This window comes from Bacillus sp. GW821-FHT01G09 (genome assembly GCF_059422205.1).
In genome coordinates, this window is record NZ_JBWKWL010000004.1 from 338,830 (window position 1) to 355,692 (window position 16,863).

18 protein-coding genes are annotated in these 16,863 nt (G+C 43.7%); 7 read left to right on the plus strand and 11 right to left on the minus strand.

What is annotated here, in order from left to right; all coding sequences use genetic code 11:
* Positions 1-132 precede the first annotated feature (132 nt).
* Complete coding sequence (zwf, locus tag AC07VD_RS15350) at positions 133-1,602, plus strand: glucose-6-phosphate dehydrogenase (protein WP_086344049.1); 1,470 nt, start codon at positions 133-135, stop codon at positions 1,600-1,602.
* 119 nt (positions 1,603-1,721) lie between these two features.
* On the opposite strand, the gene gnd is transcribed toward zwf, so the two are convergent.
* Both gnd and AC07VD_RS15360 read right to left on the minus strand, forming a co-directional pair.
* The gene (gene gnd / locus AC07VD_RS15355; protein ID WP_003230365.1) at positions 1,722-3,131 is read right to left on the minus strand and encodes an NADP-dependent phosphogluconate dehydrogenase; all 1,410 of its coding nucleotides are present in this window, start codon (positions 3,129-3,131) and stop codon (positions 1,722-1,724) included.
* A gap of 109 nt (positions 3,132-3,240) precedes the next feature.
* On the minus strand, positions 3,241-4,485 hold the full coding sequence (locus AC07VD_RS15360; RefSeq protein WP_129092509.1) for a DNA polymerase IV: 1,245 nt from the start codon (positions 4,483-4,485) through the stop codon (positions 3,241-3,243).
* Between the two features lie 72 nt (positions 4,486-4,557).
* On the opposite strand from AC07VD_RS15360, the gene mifM reads away from it, so the two are divergent.
* The 3 genes from mifM (at position 4,558) to AC07VD_RS15375 (ending at position 6,615) form a co-directional block, all read left to right on the plus strand.
* Positions 4,558-4,845 carry a membrane protein insertion/folding monitor MifM gene (mifM, locus tag AC07VD_RS15365; protein ID WP_129092867.1) on the plus strand — a complete coding sequence of 96 codons (288 nt, stop codon included), beginning with the start codon at positions 4,558-4,560 and terminating at the stop codon, positions 4,843-4,845.
* Between the two features lie 30 nt (positions 4,846-4,875).
* Positions 4,876-5,703, plus strand: coding sequence for a membrane protein insertase YidC (locus AC07VD_RS15370; protein ID WP_017697660.1), 828 nt, complete (start codon positions 4,876-4,878; stop codon positions 5,701-5,703).
* 183 nt (positions 5,704-5,886) lie between these two features.
* Positions 5,887-6,615 (plus strand): YqjF family protein, encoded by a 729-nt coding sequence (locus AC07VD_RS15375; protein ID WP_494721814.1) that lies wholly within the window; start codon positions 5,887-5,889, stop codon positions 6,613-6,615.
* 40 nt (positions 6,616-6,655) lie between these two features.
* On the opposite strand, the gene AC07VD_RS15380 is transcribed toward AC07VD_RS15375, so the two are convergent.
* From AC07VD_RS15380 to mce, 3 genes are read right to left on the minus strand one after another with little or no spacing between them, the layout of a single operon-like run.
* On the minus strand, positions 6,656-7,771 hold the full coding sequence (locus AC07VD_RS15380) for a tripeptidase T (RefSeq protein ID WP_326248275.1): 1,116 nt from the start codon (positions 7,769-7,771) through the stop codon (positions 6,656-6,658).
* Between the two features lie 17 nt (positions 7,772-7,788).
* Positions 7,789-9,312 carry an acyl-CoA carboxylase subunit beta gene (locus AC07VD_RS15385; protein ID WP_326248478.1) on the minus strand — a complete coding sequence of 508 codons (1,524 nt, stop codon included), beginning with the start codon at positions 9,310-9,312 and terminating at the stop codon, positions 7,789-7,791.
* Positions 9,305-9,727: a methylmalonyl-CoA epimerase gene (gene mce / locus AC07VD_RS15390; RefSeq protein ID WP_129092513.1), complete on the minus strand. Its 423-nt coding sequence runs from the start codon at positions 9,725-9,727 to the stop codon at positions 9,305-9,307. Before mce ends, AC07VD_RS15385 begins: the two co-directional genes overlap by 8 nt.
* 89 nt (positions 9,728-9,816) lie before the next feature.
* Between mce and prli42 the strand changes: the two genes are divergently transcribed.
* Complete coding sequence (gene prli42 / locus AC07VD_RS15395; RefSeq protein ID WP_003226489.1) at positions 9,817-9,909, plus strand: stressosome-associated protein Prli42; 93 nt, start codon at positions 9,817-9,819, stop codon at positions 9,907-9,909.
* 19 nt (positions 9,910-9,928) lie between these two features.
* On the opposite strand, the gene AC07VD_RS15400 is transcribed toward prli42, so the two are convergent.
* From AC07VD_RS15400 to brxB, 6 genes are all read right to left on the minus strand, one after another.
* Entirely contained in the window at positions 9,929-10,459 is a 531-nt protein-coding gene (locus AC07VD_RS15400; protein ID WP_014477276.1) for a L,D-transpeptidase, read from the minus strand.
* Between the two features lie 51 nt (positions 10,460-10,510).
* Positions 10,511-11,479 carry an aromatic acid exporter family protein gene (locus tag AC07VD_RS15405; RefSeq protein WP_014480207.1) on the minus strand — a complete coding sequence of 323 codons (969 nt, stop codon included), beginning with the start codon at positions 11,477-11,479 and terminating at the stop codon, positions 10,511-10,513.
* A 70-nt stretch (positions 11,480-11,549) separates the two neighbouring features.
* The gene (artM, locus tag AC07VD_RS15410; RefSeq protein WP_004398740.1) at positions 11,550-12,272 is read right to left on the minus strand and encodes an arginine ABC transporter ATP-binding protein ArtM; all 723 of its coding nucleotides are present in this window, start codon (positions 12,270-12,272) and stop codon (positions 11,550-11,552) included.
* The gene (artQ, locus tag AC07VD_RS15415; protein ID WP_003230340.1) at positions 12,265-12,924 is read right to left on the minus strand and encodes an arginine ABC transporter permease ArtQ; all 660 of its coding nucleotides are present in this window, start codon (positions 12,922-12,924) and stop codon (positions 12,265-12,267) included. Before artQ ends, artM begins: the two co-directional genes overlap by 8 nt.
* A 79-nt stretch (positions 12,925-13,003) precedes the next feature.
* A complete protein-coding gene (gene artP / locus AC07VD_RS15420; RefSeq protein ID WP_494721813.1) occupies positions 13,004-13,765 on the minus strand; it encodes an arginine ABC transporter substrate-binding protein ArtP in 762 nt (253 codons plus the stop codon).
* A gap of 267 nt (positions 13,766-14,032) precedes the next feature.
* Positions 14,033-14,470: a bacilliredoxin BrxB gene (gene brxB, locus AC07VD_RS15425; protein ID WP_003226477.1), complete on the minus strand. Its 438-nt coding sequence runs from the start codon at positions 14,468-14,470 to the stop codon at positions 14,033-14,035.
* Positions 14,471-14,630: 160 nt separating this feature from the next.
* Between brxB and AC07VD_RS15430 the strand changes: the two genes are divergently transcribed.
* Positions 14,631-15,524, plus strand: a complete 894-nt coding sequence (locus tag AC07VD_RS15430) for a diacylglycerol kinase family lipid kinase (protein ID WP_003230330.1) — start codon at positions 14,631-14,633, stop codon at positions 15,522-15,524.
* Positions 15,525-15,624: 100 nt separating this feature from the next.
* Complete coding sequence (gene bmr / locus AC07VD_RS15435; RefSeq protein ID WP_024573463.1) at positions 15,625-16,794, plus strand: multidrug efflux MFS transporter Bmr; 1,170 nt, start codon at positions 15,625-15,627, stop codon at positions 16,792-16,794.
* The last annotated feature ends 69 nt before the right edge of the window (positions 16,795-16,863 follow it).

Genomic DNA, 16,863 nt, shown 5'->3' on the forward strand with positions numbered 1-16,863 from the left:
CTAGAAACATTTTTTCAGCATTCTGCTTAAAAAAGGGCTTAAATGTTTGCTTTCGTTGAATTTTAGATTTAAAATGAAGGAAATATACGGGGTGTACTAAAATAAAGCTTCGAATAAAGTGAGGTACTTTTAGTGAAAACAAACCAACAACCAAAAGCAGTAATTGTCATATTCGGTGCAACTGGAGATTTAGCAAAACGAAAATTGTATCCGTCTATTCACCGTTTATATCAAAACGGACAAATCGGAGAAGAGTTTGCAGTAGTAGGAGTTGGAAGAAGACCTTGGTCTAATGAGGATCTTCGCCAAACTGTTAAAACATCCATTTCCTCATCTGCAGATAAGCATATAGATGATTTCACGTCTCATTTTTACTATCACCCGTTTGACGTGACAAACCCTGGTTCTTATCAAGAGCTTAACGTATTGCTTAACCAGCTGGAAGATACATATCAAATTCCTAACAACAGAATGTTCTACTTGGCAATGGCTCCTGAATTCTTCGGAACAATTGCAAAAACATTAAAATCAGAGGGTGTAACAGCTACAACCGGCTGGTCCCGCCTTGTCATCGAAAAACCGTTCGGCCATGATCTGCCAAGCGCACAGGCATTGAATAAAGAAATCCGCGAAGCATTTACGGAAGATCAAATTTACAGAATCGACCATTATCTAGGCAAACAAATGGTTCAGAACATTGAAGTGATTCGATTTGCCAATGCGATTTTCGAACCGCTTTGGACAAACCGTTACATTTCAAACATTCAAATCACATCTAGCGAATCACTAGGCGTTGAAGACCGCGCAAGATATTACGAAAAATCAGGCGCCCTTCGCGACATGGTGCAAAACCATATTATGCAGATGGTTGCCCTTCTTGCAATGGAGCCGCCTATCAAATTGAACACAGAAGAAATCCGCAGCGAAAAAGTGAAGGTGCTGAGAGCACTGCGTCCTATAGCAAAAGACGAAGTGGATGAATACTTTGTTCGCGGACAATATCAAGCTGGTGAAATTGACGGTGTACCGGTTCCTGCTTATAACGATGAGGATAATGTCGCTCCTGACTCCAATACAGAAACCTTTGTTGCCGGCAAGCTCTTGATCGACAACTTCAGATGGGCTGGTGTTCCATTCTACATCAGAACCGGAAAACGAATGAAAGAAAAGTCCACAAAAATTGTCGTTCAATTTAAGGACATTCCGATGAACCTGTACTACGGTAATGAAAACAACATGAATCCGAACTTGCTTGTCATTCATATTCAGCCTGACGAAGGCATTACGCTTTACTTAAATGCTAAAAAGCTTGGCGGAGCAGCACACGCACAGCCAATCAAACTCGATTATTGCAGCAATTGCAATGACGAGTTGAACACCCCTGAAGCATATGAAAAACTAATTCACGACTGTCTTCTTGGCGATGCAACAAACTTTGCACACTGGGATGAAGTTGCCCTTTCTTGGAGCTTTGTCGACTCTATTTCTGAAACATGGGCAGCAAACAAAACCTTATCTCCTAACTACGAATCAGGCTCGATGGGACCGAAAGAATCTGATGATCTTTTGGCGAAAGACGGCTTACACTGGTGGAATATATAAGAAAAAAAGCCGAAAATGCTTGTAAGCATTTTCGGCTTTTTTGCAGTTGCCACAAAGGTATAACAATCTTTTTAATAACAAAACCCCCAAAGCTCTAGAGCTTCGGGGGTTTCTATTGATTACTTCATCCATTCAGTGTGGAAGATGCCTTCTTTGTCAGTACGCTCATAAGTATGAGCACCAAAGTAGTCGCGCTGTGCTTGGATTAAGTTTGCAGGCAGTACGGCTGTGCGGTAGCTGTCATAGTAGGCTAATGCGCTTGAGAATGATGGCACCGGCACACCTTGGGCAACTGCAAGTGAAATCACTTGGCGAAGCGCTCCTTGGTAGCTTTCTACAATATTCTTGAAATAGCTGTCAAGAAGCAGGTTGTCAAGCTCAGGCTCGCGATCGTAAGCTTCTTTGATCTTCTGAAGGAATGCCGCGCGAATGATGCAGCCACCGCGGAAGATCATAGCGATTTCACCATATTTCAGATCCCAGTTGTATTCTTCAGAAGCAGCTTTCATTTGGGCAAATCCTTGCGCGTATGAGCAGATTTTACTCATGAACAACGCTTTTCTGACCGCTTCAATCAGCTCTTCTTTATTTTCTGTAACAGGCTTCACTTCTGGTCCTGAAAGAAGTCCGCTCGCTTTCACACGCTCTTCCTTCATAGCTGAGATAAAGCGTGCGAATACAGATTCAGTAATAATCGGAAGCGGAACGCCTAAGTCAAGTGCGCTTTGGCTAGTCCATTTTCCTGTTCCTTTTTGCCCTGCTTTATCAAGAATCACATCAACAAGCGGCTTGCCTGTCTCTTCGTCTTTTTTTGTGAAGATGTCAGCCGTAATCTCAATCAGGTAGCTGTCAAGCTCGCCTTTATTCCATTCAGCGAAAACTTCATGAAGCTCATCAGCAGAAAGGCCCAGCACCTGTTTCAGAATGAAATATGATTCAGAGATCAGCTGCATATCTCCGTATTCAATTCCGTTGTGCACCATTTTTACGTAATGGCCGGCGCCGTCCGGACCGATATATGTCGTACAAGGTTCTCCGTCAACTTTTGCAGAAATGGCTTCAAGAATCGGTTTTACAAGCTCATGTGCTTCTTTTTGTCCGCCAGGCATGATAGAAGGCCCTTTAAGCGCCCCTTCTTCTCCGCCGGAAACGCCTGTTCCGATAAAATGAATGCCGCTTTCAGCGAGTTCTTTGTTACGGCGCTGTGTATCTTTATAGTATGTATTACCGCCGTCAATTAAAATATCATCCTTCTCTAGATGAGGAAGAAGAGATTGAATTGTCGCATCTGTTGCAGTTCCCGCTTTAACCATTAATAAGATTTTGCGCGGTGTTTCCAAGGATTGGACAAATTCTTCAATGCTGTATGTGCCAACAACATTTTTTCCTTTTGCCTCCTGTAAAAACTCCTCAGTTTTACTGCTTGATCTGTTGTAAACAGAAACAGAAAATCCCCGGCTTTCGATATTTAAAGCCAGATTTTTACCCATGACCGCAAGTCCGATAACGCCGATTTGTTGTTTTGACATATTCTAACGTCCCTTCTGCAAACGTTTAATCATTTTAAAATTTAAATTAAAATAAAATGATATTTATAATAAAGAAATTACCATACATTCACCCTTTTTTTCAAGCGATTCAGCTTTTCTTTTCATCTTGAAAAAAATCTTTATTAAAGCTTGTTCCCTTTGTTTTGCTCTCCTCTTTTTTTAACGTTGCCCCTTTTCTGATCAGTTTGGTACCGTACTTTTTATTCAGCTTTTCCATCATCTGCTGAATGGGCTCATCCTTCGCATCTTCATTAAAGCTGAACAAATCGAGCTGTTTATAGGCCTGCTCTTTTTCTACTAAATCCGTTCCGGTAATGCCAAGCAGCCTGACAGGATTTTTATTCCAATGTTTAAAAAAGAGGTGCTCCGCTTCTTTCAAAATGTCATTTTTTTGATCAATCGGGTTTCTCAGCGTGGTGCTTCTTGTGATGGTTTTCCAATCCGCATATCTAATCATAATAAAAAGCTTCGAAGCCATGACTTCCTTGCGCTGTAAACGGGCACTCACAGAAGCGGCAAGCTTTCTAAAGACGCCCAACAGCTCTTCTTCATCACTGGAATCATGGGAAAGTGTCGATGAGTTGCCGACGCTTTTAAATTCGTAAATGCGCTCCGGGTCAACCGGCGCATGGTGAATGCCATTTGCTTTATTTTTAAGGCGCGGACCGTTGATGCCAAGCAGGCGTTTCAGCGAGTGTTCATCAGCTGCAGCAAGCTCTCCGATTGTATGGATGCCGAGTCCCTTCAGTTTTTCCGCTGTCTTTTTGCCGACTCCGTGCATCTCTCCAACAGGAAGCGGCCACAGGATATCAGGCACTTGCCTCTTTCTTAAAATCGTAATTCCAAGCGGTTTTTTCATATCAGACGCCATCTTAGCGAGAAATTTATTCGGTGCGATCCCTATGCTTGACGGGAGCAGCAGCTCTTTTTGCAGCCTGCTTTGGATTTCTTTTGCCGTCTCTAGAGCGCGGCTGCTGTATGGTGTATCGGTCATGTCCATATAGCCTTCGTCGATGGAGACAGGCTCTACCAGGTCAGTATATTCACGAAGAATGGTAAACATCGCTCGTGAAGAGTTTCTATAGCGGTCAAAGTTCGGCGGAAGAACGATGAGCTCAGGGCAATGGCGCTTCGCTTGCCAAACCGGCATCGTTGTTTTGACGCCGCGCGCTCTTGCTTCGTAGCTGCATGTTACCACAATGCCCTTTCGCTCCTTTACGTTTCCGGCAACTGCGACCGGCTTTCCCCGGAGAGCCGGATCATATGCCATTTCAACCGACGCATAAAAGCTATTCATATCAATATGGAAAATAATTCGGCTCTTTCCCGGCATAAACAAATCTCCTTTTCGGTCATTAGACAACAGCTTGTACATATAGTAAAATGAAGCTATTGAATGGATGTGATGACAATGTTTGTGGAATCGATAAATGACGTTTTATTCTTAGTCGATTTTTTCACAATTATTCTTCCTGCTCTAACGGCAATCGGGATTGCATTCCTCTTACGAGAGTGCCGTGCCGGCGAGCACTGGAAATCTAAACGAACAGATGAACATCAGACGGTCTTTCACATTAACCGAACAGACTTTCTTATTATTATATATCATCGCATTACAACTTGGATACGTAAAGTCTTCCGCATGAATTCGCCTGTGAACGATGAGGAAGACGCCGGTTCTCTTCTTTTATAAACCGCATTTATAAAAAGGAGGAGAACAAAATTGTTAAAAACATATCAAAAACTTTTGGCTATGGGTATCTTTTTGATCGTATTATGCTCGGGCAATGCTGCATTTGCAGCGACTAATCAGGTGGGAGGCCTCAGCAACGTAGGTTTTTTCCACGATTATTTAATCGAACCGTTTTCCGCTCTGCTTAAGGGTGTTGCCGGGCTGTTTCACGGAGAATACGGACTCTCTATTATCCTCGTAACCATTATTGTGCGTATGGTTGTACTGCCTTTGTTTGTTAATCAGTTCAAAAAACAGCGCGTGTTCCAAGAGAAAATGGCCGTTATTAAACCTCAGGTTGACAGCATTCAGGCCAAATTGAAAAAAACGAAGGACCCTGAAAAACAAAAAGAACTGCAAATGGAAATGATGAAGCTGTATCAAGAGAACAACATCAATCCGCTTGCTATGGGATGCCTCCCAATGCTGATTCAGTTTCCTATTGTGATTGGGTTTTATTACGCGATTCGCTCTACACCTGAAATTGCGTCACACTCGTTTTTATGGTTCAGTTTAGGACAATCTGACATTCTCGTGTCTCTTAGCGCGGGAGCAATGTACTTTATCCAGGCCTATGTCGCTCAAAAACTGAGCGCGAAATATTCCGCTGTCCCGCAAAACCCTGCGGCACAGCAATCCGCAAAATTGATGGTGTTCATCTTCCCTGTGATGATGACGATTTTCTCGCTTAATGTTCCGGCAGCCCTTCCGCTGTACTGGTTTACAAGCGGACTGTTTTTGACAGTGCAAAACATCGTCCTTCAGATGACGCATCATAAAAGTAAAAAAACAGCCGCTCTTACTGAGTCTGTGAAATAAAAAAGCAACCCCGCGCGAAAAGCCGGGGTTGTTTTTTTGTTACTTGCAAAGCATACCGCACCAAACAGTCTTGTTTATCATGGCTGAAGCAGAAATGGCTATCCTAAAAAAACAGCCGTACCGTTTAAAAAGAAGGAGATCGGGAATACCTTTACTCACCTCCATATGAAAGGAGCATGTACGTTGACGGAACGCTTTCAGCAAAAAAATATTTCTGTACCTGAAGGAATCTGGATTATGAGACAAACCTGGAATGATGTCTTATTTGCCCACTGGCCTGTTGATGTTTCTATCCTTCGCGCTTTGGTACCGTCCGTTTTAGAATTAGATACATATAACGGGCAAGCTTGGATCAGCATGCTTCCCTTTATGCTCACGAACCTGAGGGCGCGTTATCTTCCTGCCATTCCCGGTGCGCGTGCATTTCCTGAGCTTAACCTCCGCACCTATGTCACGTATAAAGGCAAGCCCGGCATTTATTTTTTTAGCTTAGATGCCGATCATCGGCTGGCCGTCCTTGGCGCTCGCACATTCTTTCATCTGCCTTATTTTTACGCGGATATGAAAGCCGAAAAAAACGGTGATGGCATTGACTATGTCAGCAAGCGGAAAGATGACAAAGAAGCAGCATTCCACGCCGCATACCGGCCCGTTTCAGCTCCTTTTACAGCAGAAAAGGATTCGCTCGATTACTGGCTGACAGAACGGTATAGACTCTATACTACCAATCAAAACAAACTCTATTACGAAGACATCCATCATCATCCATGGCTGCTGCAAAACGCTGAAGCGGAAATTTCAGTCAATACGGTGACTGATGCTCACGGCATTACATTGCCAAAGTCAGACCCCTTGCTTCATTACGCTAAAAAACAGGACGTGTTATTTTGGCCGCTTAGGAAATGGAGCTAAAAAAACCCGATGCGGGAAATCGCACTCGGGTTTTCTTTTTTTATTTTGCCGCCTCTTCAATAATGGCAACAACCATTTCTGCCGTTTTAACGAGCTCTTCGATCGGCATTTTTTCATTTTTTGTATGGATTTGCTCATAACCGACAGCAAGATTGACCGTCGGGATGCCATGACCAGCGATTACGTTCGCGTCGCTTCCGCCGCCGCTCGTTTGCAGCTCGCTTGGACGTCCGATTTTAGCAACCGCTTTTTTCGCGATTTCAACAACTTGGTCGCCGTCTTGATATTTAAAGCCCGGATACATAACCTCAATTTCGACTTCTGCGCGTCCGCCCATATCAGCAGCTGCCTCTTCAAAAGCAGCTTTCATTTTTTGAACCTGAGCTTCCATTTTCTCAGGAACTAAAGAGCGCGCTTCAGCAAGAATATGAACTTCGTCGCACACAATATTTGTTTGTGTGCCGCCTTCAAACCGGCCGATATTAGCTGTTGTTTCTTCATCGATACGGCCCAATGGCATTTTTGAAATGGCTTTGCTAGCGATTGTAATCGCTGAAATGCCTTTTTCAGGTTCAACCCCGGCGTGCGCGGTTTTCCCGAAAATTGCCGCTCTTACCTTCGCCTGTGTCGGCGCGGCCACAATAATATTTCCGACTTTTCCGTCTGAATCAAGAGCATAGCCGTAGGATGCAGTGATCATAGAACGGTCAAGAGCCTTCGCTCCGATCAGACCCGATTCTTCCCCTACTGTGATGATGAATTCAATCGTGCCGTGTTCAATGTTTTCTTCTTTCAGCACCTTAATCGCCTCAAACATTGCAGCCAGCCCCGCTTTATCATCAGCGCCTAAAATCGTCGTGCCGTCAGTTTTGACGTAACCGTTCTCTACAAGTGGTTTTACGCCGTTTCCGGGTACAACTGTGTCCATATGAGATGTAAAATAGATCGTATCTGTTTGTTTTGTCCCTTTTAGCGTGCAAATCAGGTTACCGGCTCCGTGGCCCGTGATATCCATTGTATCGTCTTCTTTAACGTCCACACCTAAATCAGAAAATTTTCGTTTCAGCACTTTGCAGATTTCAGCTTCGTGCTTTGTTTCTGAGTCAATTTGGACAAGCTCTAAAAATTCTTCCAGCAGGCGTTTTTCATTCACCATTTGTAAGTCCCTCCATATTAAAGCGGTATGTTACCGTGCTTTTTTTTCGGTCTCTCTTCTGTCTTATGTGTAAGCATATGAAAAGCTTGAATCAGTCTTCCCCTTGATTCTTCCGGCAAAATGATGTCATCGACCATTCCACAAGCGGCCGCTTTGTATGGGCCGGCGTTTTGCTTTTTGTATTCAGCTGTTTTTTCGCGTTTCGTCTTTTGCGGGTCAGCTGAAGCTTTGATTTCCTTTTCATACAAAATCGATGCCGCACCTTCTGGACCCATCACTGCGATTTCAGCATTCGGCCATGCAAACACAAGGTCCGCTCCGATCGCTTTGCTGTTCATGGCCACATAGGCGCCGCCGTACGCTTTTCTAATGATGAGTGTGACTTTTGGGACAGTCGCTTCAGCATAAGCAAACAATAATTTTGCTCCATGCCTGATGATTCCGTTGTGCTCTTGCTGAATACCCGGCAGAAACCCCGGGACATCTTCGACAGTCAACAGCGGGATATCAAATGCGTCACAAAAACGGATGAACCTTGCTGCTTTATCAGCAGCGTCAATCGTCAGGCTTCCCGCCAGATGCTTCGGCTGGCTCGCCACGATGCCGATTGCTTTTTCACCCAGCCTTGCAAACCCAATGACAATGTTCTTCGCAAAAAATGGCTGAATCTCAAAAAAAGACTGCGGGTCGGCCAGCTCCCTGATCACCTTCCGAACATCATAAGGCTTTGTCGTGTCAGCAGGGACAAGACGGTTTAATAACGGTCTGGACGCCTCTTTCTCTGGCTTCGGCTCTGTTGTCCGGCCATTCAGCGGCAAATAAGACAGCAGTTTTCTCACCCCTGTCAGAACCTCCTTCTCCGTATGTCCGGAAAAGTGCGCGTTTCCGCTGACGGCATTATGTATCCCCGCTCCGCCTAAGCTCTCCGCATCAACCTGTTCCCCTGTCACTTTTTCAATCACCTTCGGGCCGGTAATAAACATCCGGCCGGTCTGTTCAGCCATAAATATAAAATCTGTGAGTGCCGGAGAATATACAGCGCCTCCAGCGCACGGCCCTAAAATAACCGATATTTGCGGAATGACTCCGGAATATAAGACGTTTCGGTAAAATATGTGACCGTATCCATCTAATGATACCACACCCTCTTGAATTCTCGCACCACCTGAGTCATTCAGCCCGATAATCGGCGCCTTATTTTTTGCTGCCAGATCCATCAAAGCGCAGATTTTCCTGGCATGGGTTTCGCCAAGCGCCCCTCCGAACACTGTGAAGTCTTGCGCAAATACATAAACTGAGCGGCCGTCAATTGTGCCGTACCCTGTCACGACCCCATCCCCTAACATGCGCTGTTCTCTTGTTAACACTTGACTTTCCATGAAGGGGTGTAATTCGATAAAGCTGTCCTGATCTAGAAGAAATATGATCCTTTCCCGAGCAGTGAGCTTGCCCTTTTGCCGCTGCTGAGCCAGCTTTTCCCGTCCTCCGCCTTCTTCTGCCTGCTTGCGTTTCGTGTATAAATGATCTATGTGCTCATTCATATTCATTGTGTTGGTCTCCTTTCGGTTCACAAAGCTCTACAAGAACACCGTTTGTTTCCCGAGGGGAAATAAACGCGATCTTTTTCCCGTTCGCTCCCTGTCTTGGAAACCTGTCAATCAATTGAACATGCCGGTCAGACAAGGCTTGAAGCTGTTCAGATAGGCCGTTGCACAAAAACGCAATATGATGCAGTCCCTGCCCTTTCTTCTCCAAAAATAAACGGACGGGGCTGTCAGCTGTCAACGGCTCTATCAGCTCAAGTTTGACGCTACCCGCTTGAAAAAAAGCAACATTCACCTTTTGCTCTTCAACCGTTTCTTGATGAAGAAATGCAAGCCCCAATACATTTTCATAAAAGCTTCTTGCATCTTTTATCGAAAAAACGGCTATCCCGATATGGTCAAGCCTATTCATTTGCATCCCTGCTTTCGCTAATAGATATCGCTTGTCCGCCCATTCAAAACACGCTAAAATATAGACAGATTGTTTAAGGAGTGAAAATCATGTCTCAAAAACTGATGAAAAGCGTTTTGATCGTGATTTTGGGAGTTTTTATTCTTTCAACTGTACTCTCAGGAATCGTCATGTTTTTATAACGATAAAAAAGCAGGCGCCTTATTCATTGGGAATATCCTGCTTTTTTATCAGAGCTTTATGCTCGATGGCAATCTCCTCAAAAGAGCGGTTGTCGTCCGTGATCAGCACTCTCGTTCCTACTGGTATCGTTTGAAACAAATGAACGACCTCATCGTTATACATACGTATACAGCCGTTAGACACAAATTTTCCTACTGATTCTTCTCGGTTTGTCCCATGAATTCCATAAATCCGCCCGTCCGTTCCTTTCGCGTCAAATCCGATCCATCTTGCCCCAAGCGGGTTATCAGGAGATCCCCCTTCAATATTTTTCTTTCTGTAGTAAGGATTTTCCGCTTTTACCGTTACCGAAAACTCTCCTTCAGGCGTCAAATCATCTGTTTTTCCAGTCGCCACACTATACACGCCTTCTACTTTGTTGTCGAGGATAACAGCAAGTTCATTTGTTCGCTTGTTGACAATAACATATGGATCACCCGGCAGCGGATTTTCGCCGAGAGGCCAAATCGGTGAAATCATCATAAAAATCGAACATAAGAAAAAACGCATAAGCTCCTCCTTTTTCATTAGGTTGACCAATGAAGGAAGAGCTCATGCGAATCATCCGAGTGATTTTTGCGCTTTTATTCCTTTAAAATAACTTTTAATCACTAAATATTGTTCCATTTCGCCGAGAAGGTGGAAGAGAGCGGCCCTCGCTTCAAATTCCTCTCTAGTCGCCGGAAGCGGCATCTCCTCAAATTCTTTTCTCATGTCAGCAAGTCTTTTCAGAAATTTGTACGCTGTATTCCCAGGGTGTATCGCCTCCCGCAAATCATGAATAAATTCAGCGATCATTTTTCCCTGATCTACCGTGATGGAGATCGATGTCACTTTAGGGAGAAGGCGTTCGATAATTTCAAATTGCTTTTCTCTCATTTTAAAATAATGATAATGCAGATTTTCGTAACGCAAAATGTGGTTTTGCACATCTCGATATGCCAGGTTTTTAGCCTCCGTAATGAGCTGGTGCGTTTCCGGAATTTCTTTTCCTGACCAATCTTGCTCACCAGTTAACAAATACCGTTCGATTTCTGCAAAAATGACAGCAAAGTTATCCTCTATCTTTTTGCGGTAGGCAATCAGTTTCCGATCAAGACTAGGCATATACAAGTTCATCAATAGAGCGACGCCGATGCCAACCGTAATCAGCTGAACTTCATTCCAGATGAAAGCAAGCGTAATGCCGCCGGACATGTATAAATGAAGGATAATAACGGAACTGGTGACGATACCCTCGTTAATTTTTAACAGAACCGTTATCGGAATGAATATCAAAAGAAGCGCTCCGATCACAAACGGGTGGTAGCCAATAAGCTCGAAAAAGAGATAAGAAAAAACAATTGCCAGACAGCATGCCGCAAAGCGGGCCCATGAGGCCTGAAGCGACCGTTTTTGTGTGATTTGTATGCACAAAATGGTGATGATTCCTGCTGATGCGAAGTTTTGCAAATGCAATAACTGGCTTATATAAATAGCCAAAGCTGTTCCAAGAGCGGTCTTTATTGTGCGGTAACCAATTTTAAACATGTCGGACTCCATTTCTATTTGTTTCTTCAATAAAAAAGAAGAGGCGGCCAGCCTTCTTCTTTTTTATATTCTATAATATTTTCTCTAAAAAGTCCTGCGCTCTTTTGGATTTTGGCGACATAAAAAATTCCTTCGGATTGCCGTCTTCGACAATCATTCCTTGGTCCATAAACAGCACACGGTCTGCCACTTCTTTTGCGAAGCCCATTTCATGTGTGACAATCACCATGGTCATGCCGGTTTCGACCAGCTCTTTCATCACCTGTAGCACTTCTTTGACCATCTCTGGATCAAGGGCGGAGGTCGGCTCGTCAAACAGCATGATGTCCGGATTCATCGCAAGAGCCCTGGCAATCGCGACACGCTGTTTTTGTCCGCCAGACAAACGGTTTGGATAGTCATTTCGCTTTTCAAACAAACCGACTTTGCGGAGCAGGTCCTCAGCTTTCTCCTGTGCAGCCTGTTTTGATTCTTTTTTTACATTGACAGGCGCGTACATGATGTTTTCGAGAACCGTTTTGTGCGGAAAGAGATGAAAATGCTGAAAAACCATCCCGATGTTTTCCCGGACCTTTAATGTGTTGGTTTTCGGCTTCGTAATCTCTGTGTCTTTTATTGTAATGGTTCCGCCGTTAGGCTTTTCCAACAGGTTTAAACAGCGTAGGAACGTTGATTTGCCTGAGCCTGAAGGGCCGATCACGGCAACAACCTCACCCTCAGCGATTGTTGTTGAAATGTTTTTTAATACTTCGTGTTTCCCAAATGATTTTGACAGCTTTTCAACCTTAATCATTGGATTTCAGCTTCCTTTCTACAGCCTTGCCGATAAACGTTAAAATCAGGACAAGCACATAATAAATCAATCCCGCGATAATGAGCGGCTCAAGGTAATTGTAAGTGGCGGCGCCAGCTTGATATGCGCGTCTCATGACATCACCAAGCCCGATGACGGTGACGATCGCCGATTCTTTTGTTAACGTAATTAATTCATTCACAATTGCAGGTGATATATTTTTGAAGGCCTGCGGCAGCAGCAGATCCTTCATCATTTTTCCATACGGGACACCGAGTGCAACAGCAGCTTCTTTTTGCCCTTTATCAATGGCATTGATTCCGGCTCTGATAATTTCCGATACATAAGCGGCGGAATTCAAAGACAATGCGACAACTGCAGCCCAAAACTGGTCAATTTGAAATCCGAGCAGCTGAGGAAGGCCAAAATAGACAATCATAAGCTGCAGCACTAAAGGCGTGCCTCGGAACACTGATGTATAAAAATCAGCGATCCAGATAAACGGGCGGAATGTGCTGATCTTGCATAAGCTTAGCACAATACCGAGTATAAGTCCGATAATAGCAGATACAACAACAATTTTTAATGTAATTGCCAAGCCTTCTAATATAAAAGGAATTTGGGGGATCGTTGCTGAAAAATCCAAATTCATAGCCTTTGTCTCCTTTTCTTACAGGAAAAAAGATTTCCTATTCAATAAAAAGGCTCAACGAAAAAGTTGAGCCGCTTTTTTACTTCTCGAACCATTTTTTCTTCAATTTCTCAAGCTCTCCGTTATCTTCCATTTCCTTGAGCGCTTTATTGAATTTGTCTGTCAGTTCACTGTCCTTTCTAAAAGCAATTGCTGAACCGGCTTCTTCCGCTTTCGCATCAGGAATCACAAAGCCTTGCAGGTCATCATTTGATTTGAAATACCCTTCTGCAACAATGTCTTCAATAATCGCGGCATCGAAGCGGTCAGATTTGATTTCCTGCACCAAATCAGAAATTCTGTTGCGGTCTTCTGTTTTAAAACCATATTCTGGAGAAAGCTCTTTCCCCTTCTCTTCCTGAATAGAGCCAAGCTGAACGCCAACTGTTTTTCCTTTCAGGTCTTTCAAAGATTGAATGCCGCTGTCTTTTTTGCTGACAATCATATGGTTCGCTGTGTAATACACATCGGAAAAATCAACTTGTTTTTTACGCTCAGGCGTTGGTGTCATTCCTGACAGAACGAGATCCACCTGTTTTGATTTGAGCGCTGTAATTAAGCTGTTGAAGTCCATATCCTGCACTTCAATTTCATAGCCTGCCTTCTTTGCCAGAGCTTTTGCCAACTCTACATCAAAGCCGACAATATTATCGCCTTCTTTATATTCAAACGGTTTGTAATCCGCCGAAGTACCCATAATTAATTTTTTCTTGCCGCCTTCTGAACCTGAATTGCTTGAGCCGCAAGCAGATAATGCAAAGGTAATGCAGGCAGCTACAAGTAATAAGAGCCATTTTTTCATGATCCATTTCCCCCGTATTCATTACTTTTGGTGTATTTGAATATTTATTCGTTAATTTGTATTTTAAACAGTTTCTTATTTTTATGCAATACTATTTTTAAAAATTATCTTCAAGCTTATCTTTCCAGTGATCTCTTTTTGATATTACTAGATAAAAATAAAATCACTGTACAATCCGATTGAATAATCCCTTAATATTTATTCATATACCCTTGGAAATTTATGCACAAAAAAACCCGGGCCGCTTGGGCATCCGGGTTGTTCGTCTTATACTTCTTCACAATATTCTTCAAAGGCTTCCTGCAGCTTTGCCACTACAGCCATCGGCTCGTGGCCTTCAATTTCATGGCGCTCTACCATTTTCATGATCTTTCCGTCTTTCAAAATCGCAAAGGACGGAGAAGATGGCGGATAACCTTCAAAATAGTCACGCGCACGCGCTGTCGCTTCTTTATCCTGTCCGGCAAAAACGGTGACGAGCTGATCAGGTCTTTTATCATAGTGAACGGAATGGTAGGCTGCCGGTCTTGCAATTCCTCCGGCGCATCCGCAAACAGAGTTTACCATGACGAGCGTCGTTCCTTTTTTCGTAAGTGCCTCATCCACCTCTTCGGCTGTTTTAAGCTCGGTGTATCCGGCAGCTGTTATTTCTTGTCTCGCTTGGCGGACAATATCATTCATAAATAAATTAAAGTCCATGTTCAATGAAGACCTCTCCTTTTTCATCATCTGTTCTTATGATAGCAAGGAAACGTCCATATCGGCAAATGACTTTGCTTCGCCGTGCACTTTTTTTGCTCTTCGTTTACTGCTTACAGAAAAAGGGGATTATATAACCAGAAGTAAAATAAAGGAGCAGTTGTATATGAGCCACCGGAAAGCGTTACTGATTCATAACGGAAATGCCGGCAACAAAAATATAGAAAAAGCACTTGGTGCTGTGGTGCCGGTTTTATCTCACCATTTAGATGAGGTGATTATTAAACAGACAAAGAAAAAGGATGATGCGTATCATTTTTGCCGATCCATTGATGATTCTGTCGACACCGTCTTCATTCTCGGCGGCGACGGCACGATCCATCAATGCATAAATGCTATCAGCGCTCTAGAAAGAAAACCCGCTGTCGGAATTTTGCCCGGCGGCACGTGCAACGACTTTTCAAGAGTGCTTGGCATCCCTCAAAATCTTGCAAAGGCTGCGGAAGCACTTATGGCAGGAAAAAAAACCAGCGTAGACGTATGTCAGATGAATGACCGTTATTTTTTGAATTTCTGGGGGATCGGCTTAATTGCAGAAACGTCGAATCAAATCAACGAAACGGAAAAAGCATTATTGGGAAAAATCAGCTATTTTACAAGTGCCTTGCGAACCGTCTCATCCGCTGCATCGTTTCCGATGACATTAAAAATTGATGGAGAAGAAATTAAAGAAGAAGCCGTTATGCTGCTTGTGATGAATGGCCAATACATTGGAACGAATCGAATTCCTCTGCCCGATGCCAGTATTGAAGACGGCTTACTTGATGTTCTCATATGCCGCAACACCAACCTCACCGCGCTGCGGGAGCTGATGAGCATGGAACAGGGCTCAATTGATCGTTTTACCGGAGAGCTGTCCTATGTCCAGGCCTCCCGTATCGAGATTGAAACAGACACTGCCAAAAAGGCGGATATGGATGGAGAAGTTTATACACATACACCCGCAGTCATTCAGGTCCTGCCGCAGCATATCGACATGCTTGTTCCCGCAAATGAATAACTGTCATAAGGCTTTAGAAAGATTTTGCAAATCCGTTGACTCTCCCCTAGGAGGAGGTCTTACAGTATAAGGGATACACACTTGAAAAAGGGGAAGTCATATGGAGAAGAAAAATATTACCTTAACTATATTATTAACCAATTTATTTATTGCTTTTTTGGGGATCGGGCTTGTGATTCCAGTAACGCCGACCATTATGAATGAATTGCATTTATCAGGGACTGCGGTCGGCTATATGGTTGCCTGCTTCGCTATTACACAGCTCATTGTCTCACCAATAGCCGGACGATGGGTTGATCGCTTCGGGCGCAAGATCATGATCGTGATCGGCCTATTGTTCTTTAGTGTGTCGGAGTTTTTATTCGGCATTGGAAAAACAGTTGAGATGTTATTTATCTCCCGTATGCTGGGCGGTATCAGCGCAGCCTTCATTATGCCTGGGGTCACGGCTTTTATCGCAGATATCACGACCATTAAAACACGGCCGAAAGCGCTCGGTTATATGTCAGCCGCTATTTCAACAGGATTTATTATCGGTCCCGGCATCGGGGGATTTTTAGCAGAAGTCCATTCCCGGCTGCCTTTTTTCTTTGCGGCAGCTTTTGCACTGTTAGCAGCCATTTTATCAATCCTCACGCTGCGCGAGCCGGAACGAAACCCTGAAAATCAGGAAATAAAAGGACAGAAGACAGGCTTTAAACGGATTTTTGCCCCCATGTATTTCATAGCTTTTCTCATTATCTTAATTTCGTCTTTTGGTTTAGCATCATTTGAATCTTTATTTGCATTATTCGTGGATCATAAATTCGGTTTTACGGCCAGCGACATTGCCATTATGATTACAGGAGGAGCGATTGTTGGCGCCATTACGCAAGTCGTCTTATTCGACCGCTTCACAAGATGGTTTGGCGAAATCCATTTAATTCGGTACAGCTTAATTCTCTCGACGAGTCTGGTATTCTTGCTGACAACGGTAAATTCATATGTTGCGATTTTGCTGGTGACAGTCACCGTATTTGTCGGATTTGATCTCATGCGGCCTGCGGTAACGACTTACCTGTCAAAGATTGCGGGAAATGAGCAGGGGTTTGCCGGCGGTATGAATTCAATGTTTACAAGTATCGGCAATGTATTCGGGCCTATTATCGGCGGAATGCTGTTCGATATAGATGTAAACTATCCTTTCTACTTTGCAACGGTCACCTTGGCTATAGGGATTGCACTGACCATTGCTTGGAAAGCGCCTGCACATCTTAAAGCCAGCACGTGATAAGAAGCGTATTCTTTGTGTACTGTAAAGAATGCGCTTCTTCTTTATACTGATGATAGAAGGAGTGAT

Coding starts and splice junctions, on each gene's coding strand:
- gnd (WP_003230365.1), bottom strand. CDS start 3,131: ATGTCAAAACAACAAATCGGCGTTATCGGACTTGCGGTCATGGGTAAA.
- AC07VD_RS15360 (WP_129092509.1), bottom strand. CDS start 4,485: ATGCCGGGAAAGAGCCGAATTATTTTCCATATTGATATGAATAGCTTT.
- mifM (WP_129092867.1), top strand. CDS start 4,558: ATGACAATGTTTGTGGAATCGATAAATGACGTTTTATTCTTAGTCGAT.
- AC07VD_RS15380 (WP_326248275.1), bottom strand. CDS start 7,771: ATGGTGAATGAAAAACGCCTGCTGGAAGAATTTTTAGAGCTTGTCCAA.
- AC07VD_RS15385 (WP_326248478.1), bottom strand. CDS start 9,312: ATGAATGAGCACATAGATCATTTATACACGAAACGCAAGCAGGCAGAA.
- mce (WP_129092513.1), bottom strand. CDS start 9,727: ATGAATAGGCTTGACCATATCGGGATAGCCGTTTTTTCGATAAAAGAT.
- prli42 (WP_003226489.1), top strand. CDS start 9,817: ATGTCTCAAAAACTGATGAAAAGCGTTTTGATCGTGATTTTGGGAGTT.
- AC07VD_RS15400 (WP_014477276.1), bottom strand. CDS start 10,459: ATGCGTTTTTTCTTATGTTCGATTTTTATGATGATTTCACCGATTTGG.
- AC07VD_RS15405 (WP_014480207.1), bottom strand. CDS start 11,479: ATGTTTAAAATTGGTTACCGCACAATAAAGACCGCTCTTGGAACAGCT.
- artM (WP_004398740.1), bottom strand. CDS start 12,272: ATGATTAAGGTTGAAAAGCTGTCAAAATCATTTGGGAAACACGAAGTA.
- artQ (WP_003230340.1), bottom strand. CDS start 12,924: ATGAATTTGGATTTTTCAGCAACGATCCCCCAAATTCCTTTTATATTA.
- artP (WP_494721813.1), bottom strand. CDS start 13,765: ATGAAAAAATGGCTCTTATTACTTGTAGCTGCCTGCATTACCTTTGCA.
- AC07VD_RS15430 (WP_003230330.1), top strand. CDS start 14,631: ATGAGCCACCGGAAAGCGTTACTGATTCATAACGGAAATGCCGGCAAC.
- bmr (WP_024573463.1), top strand. CDS start 15,625: ATGGAGAAGAAAAATATTACCTTAACTATATTATTAACCAATTTATTT.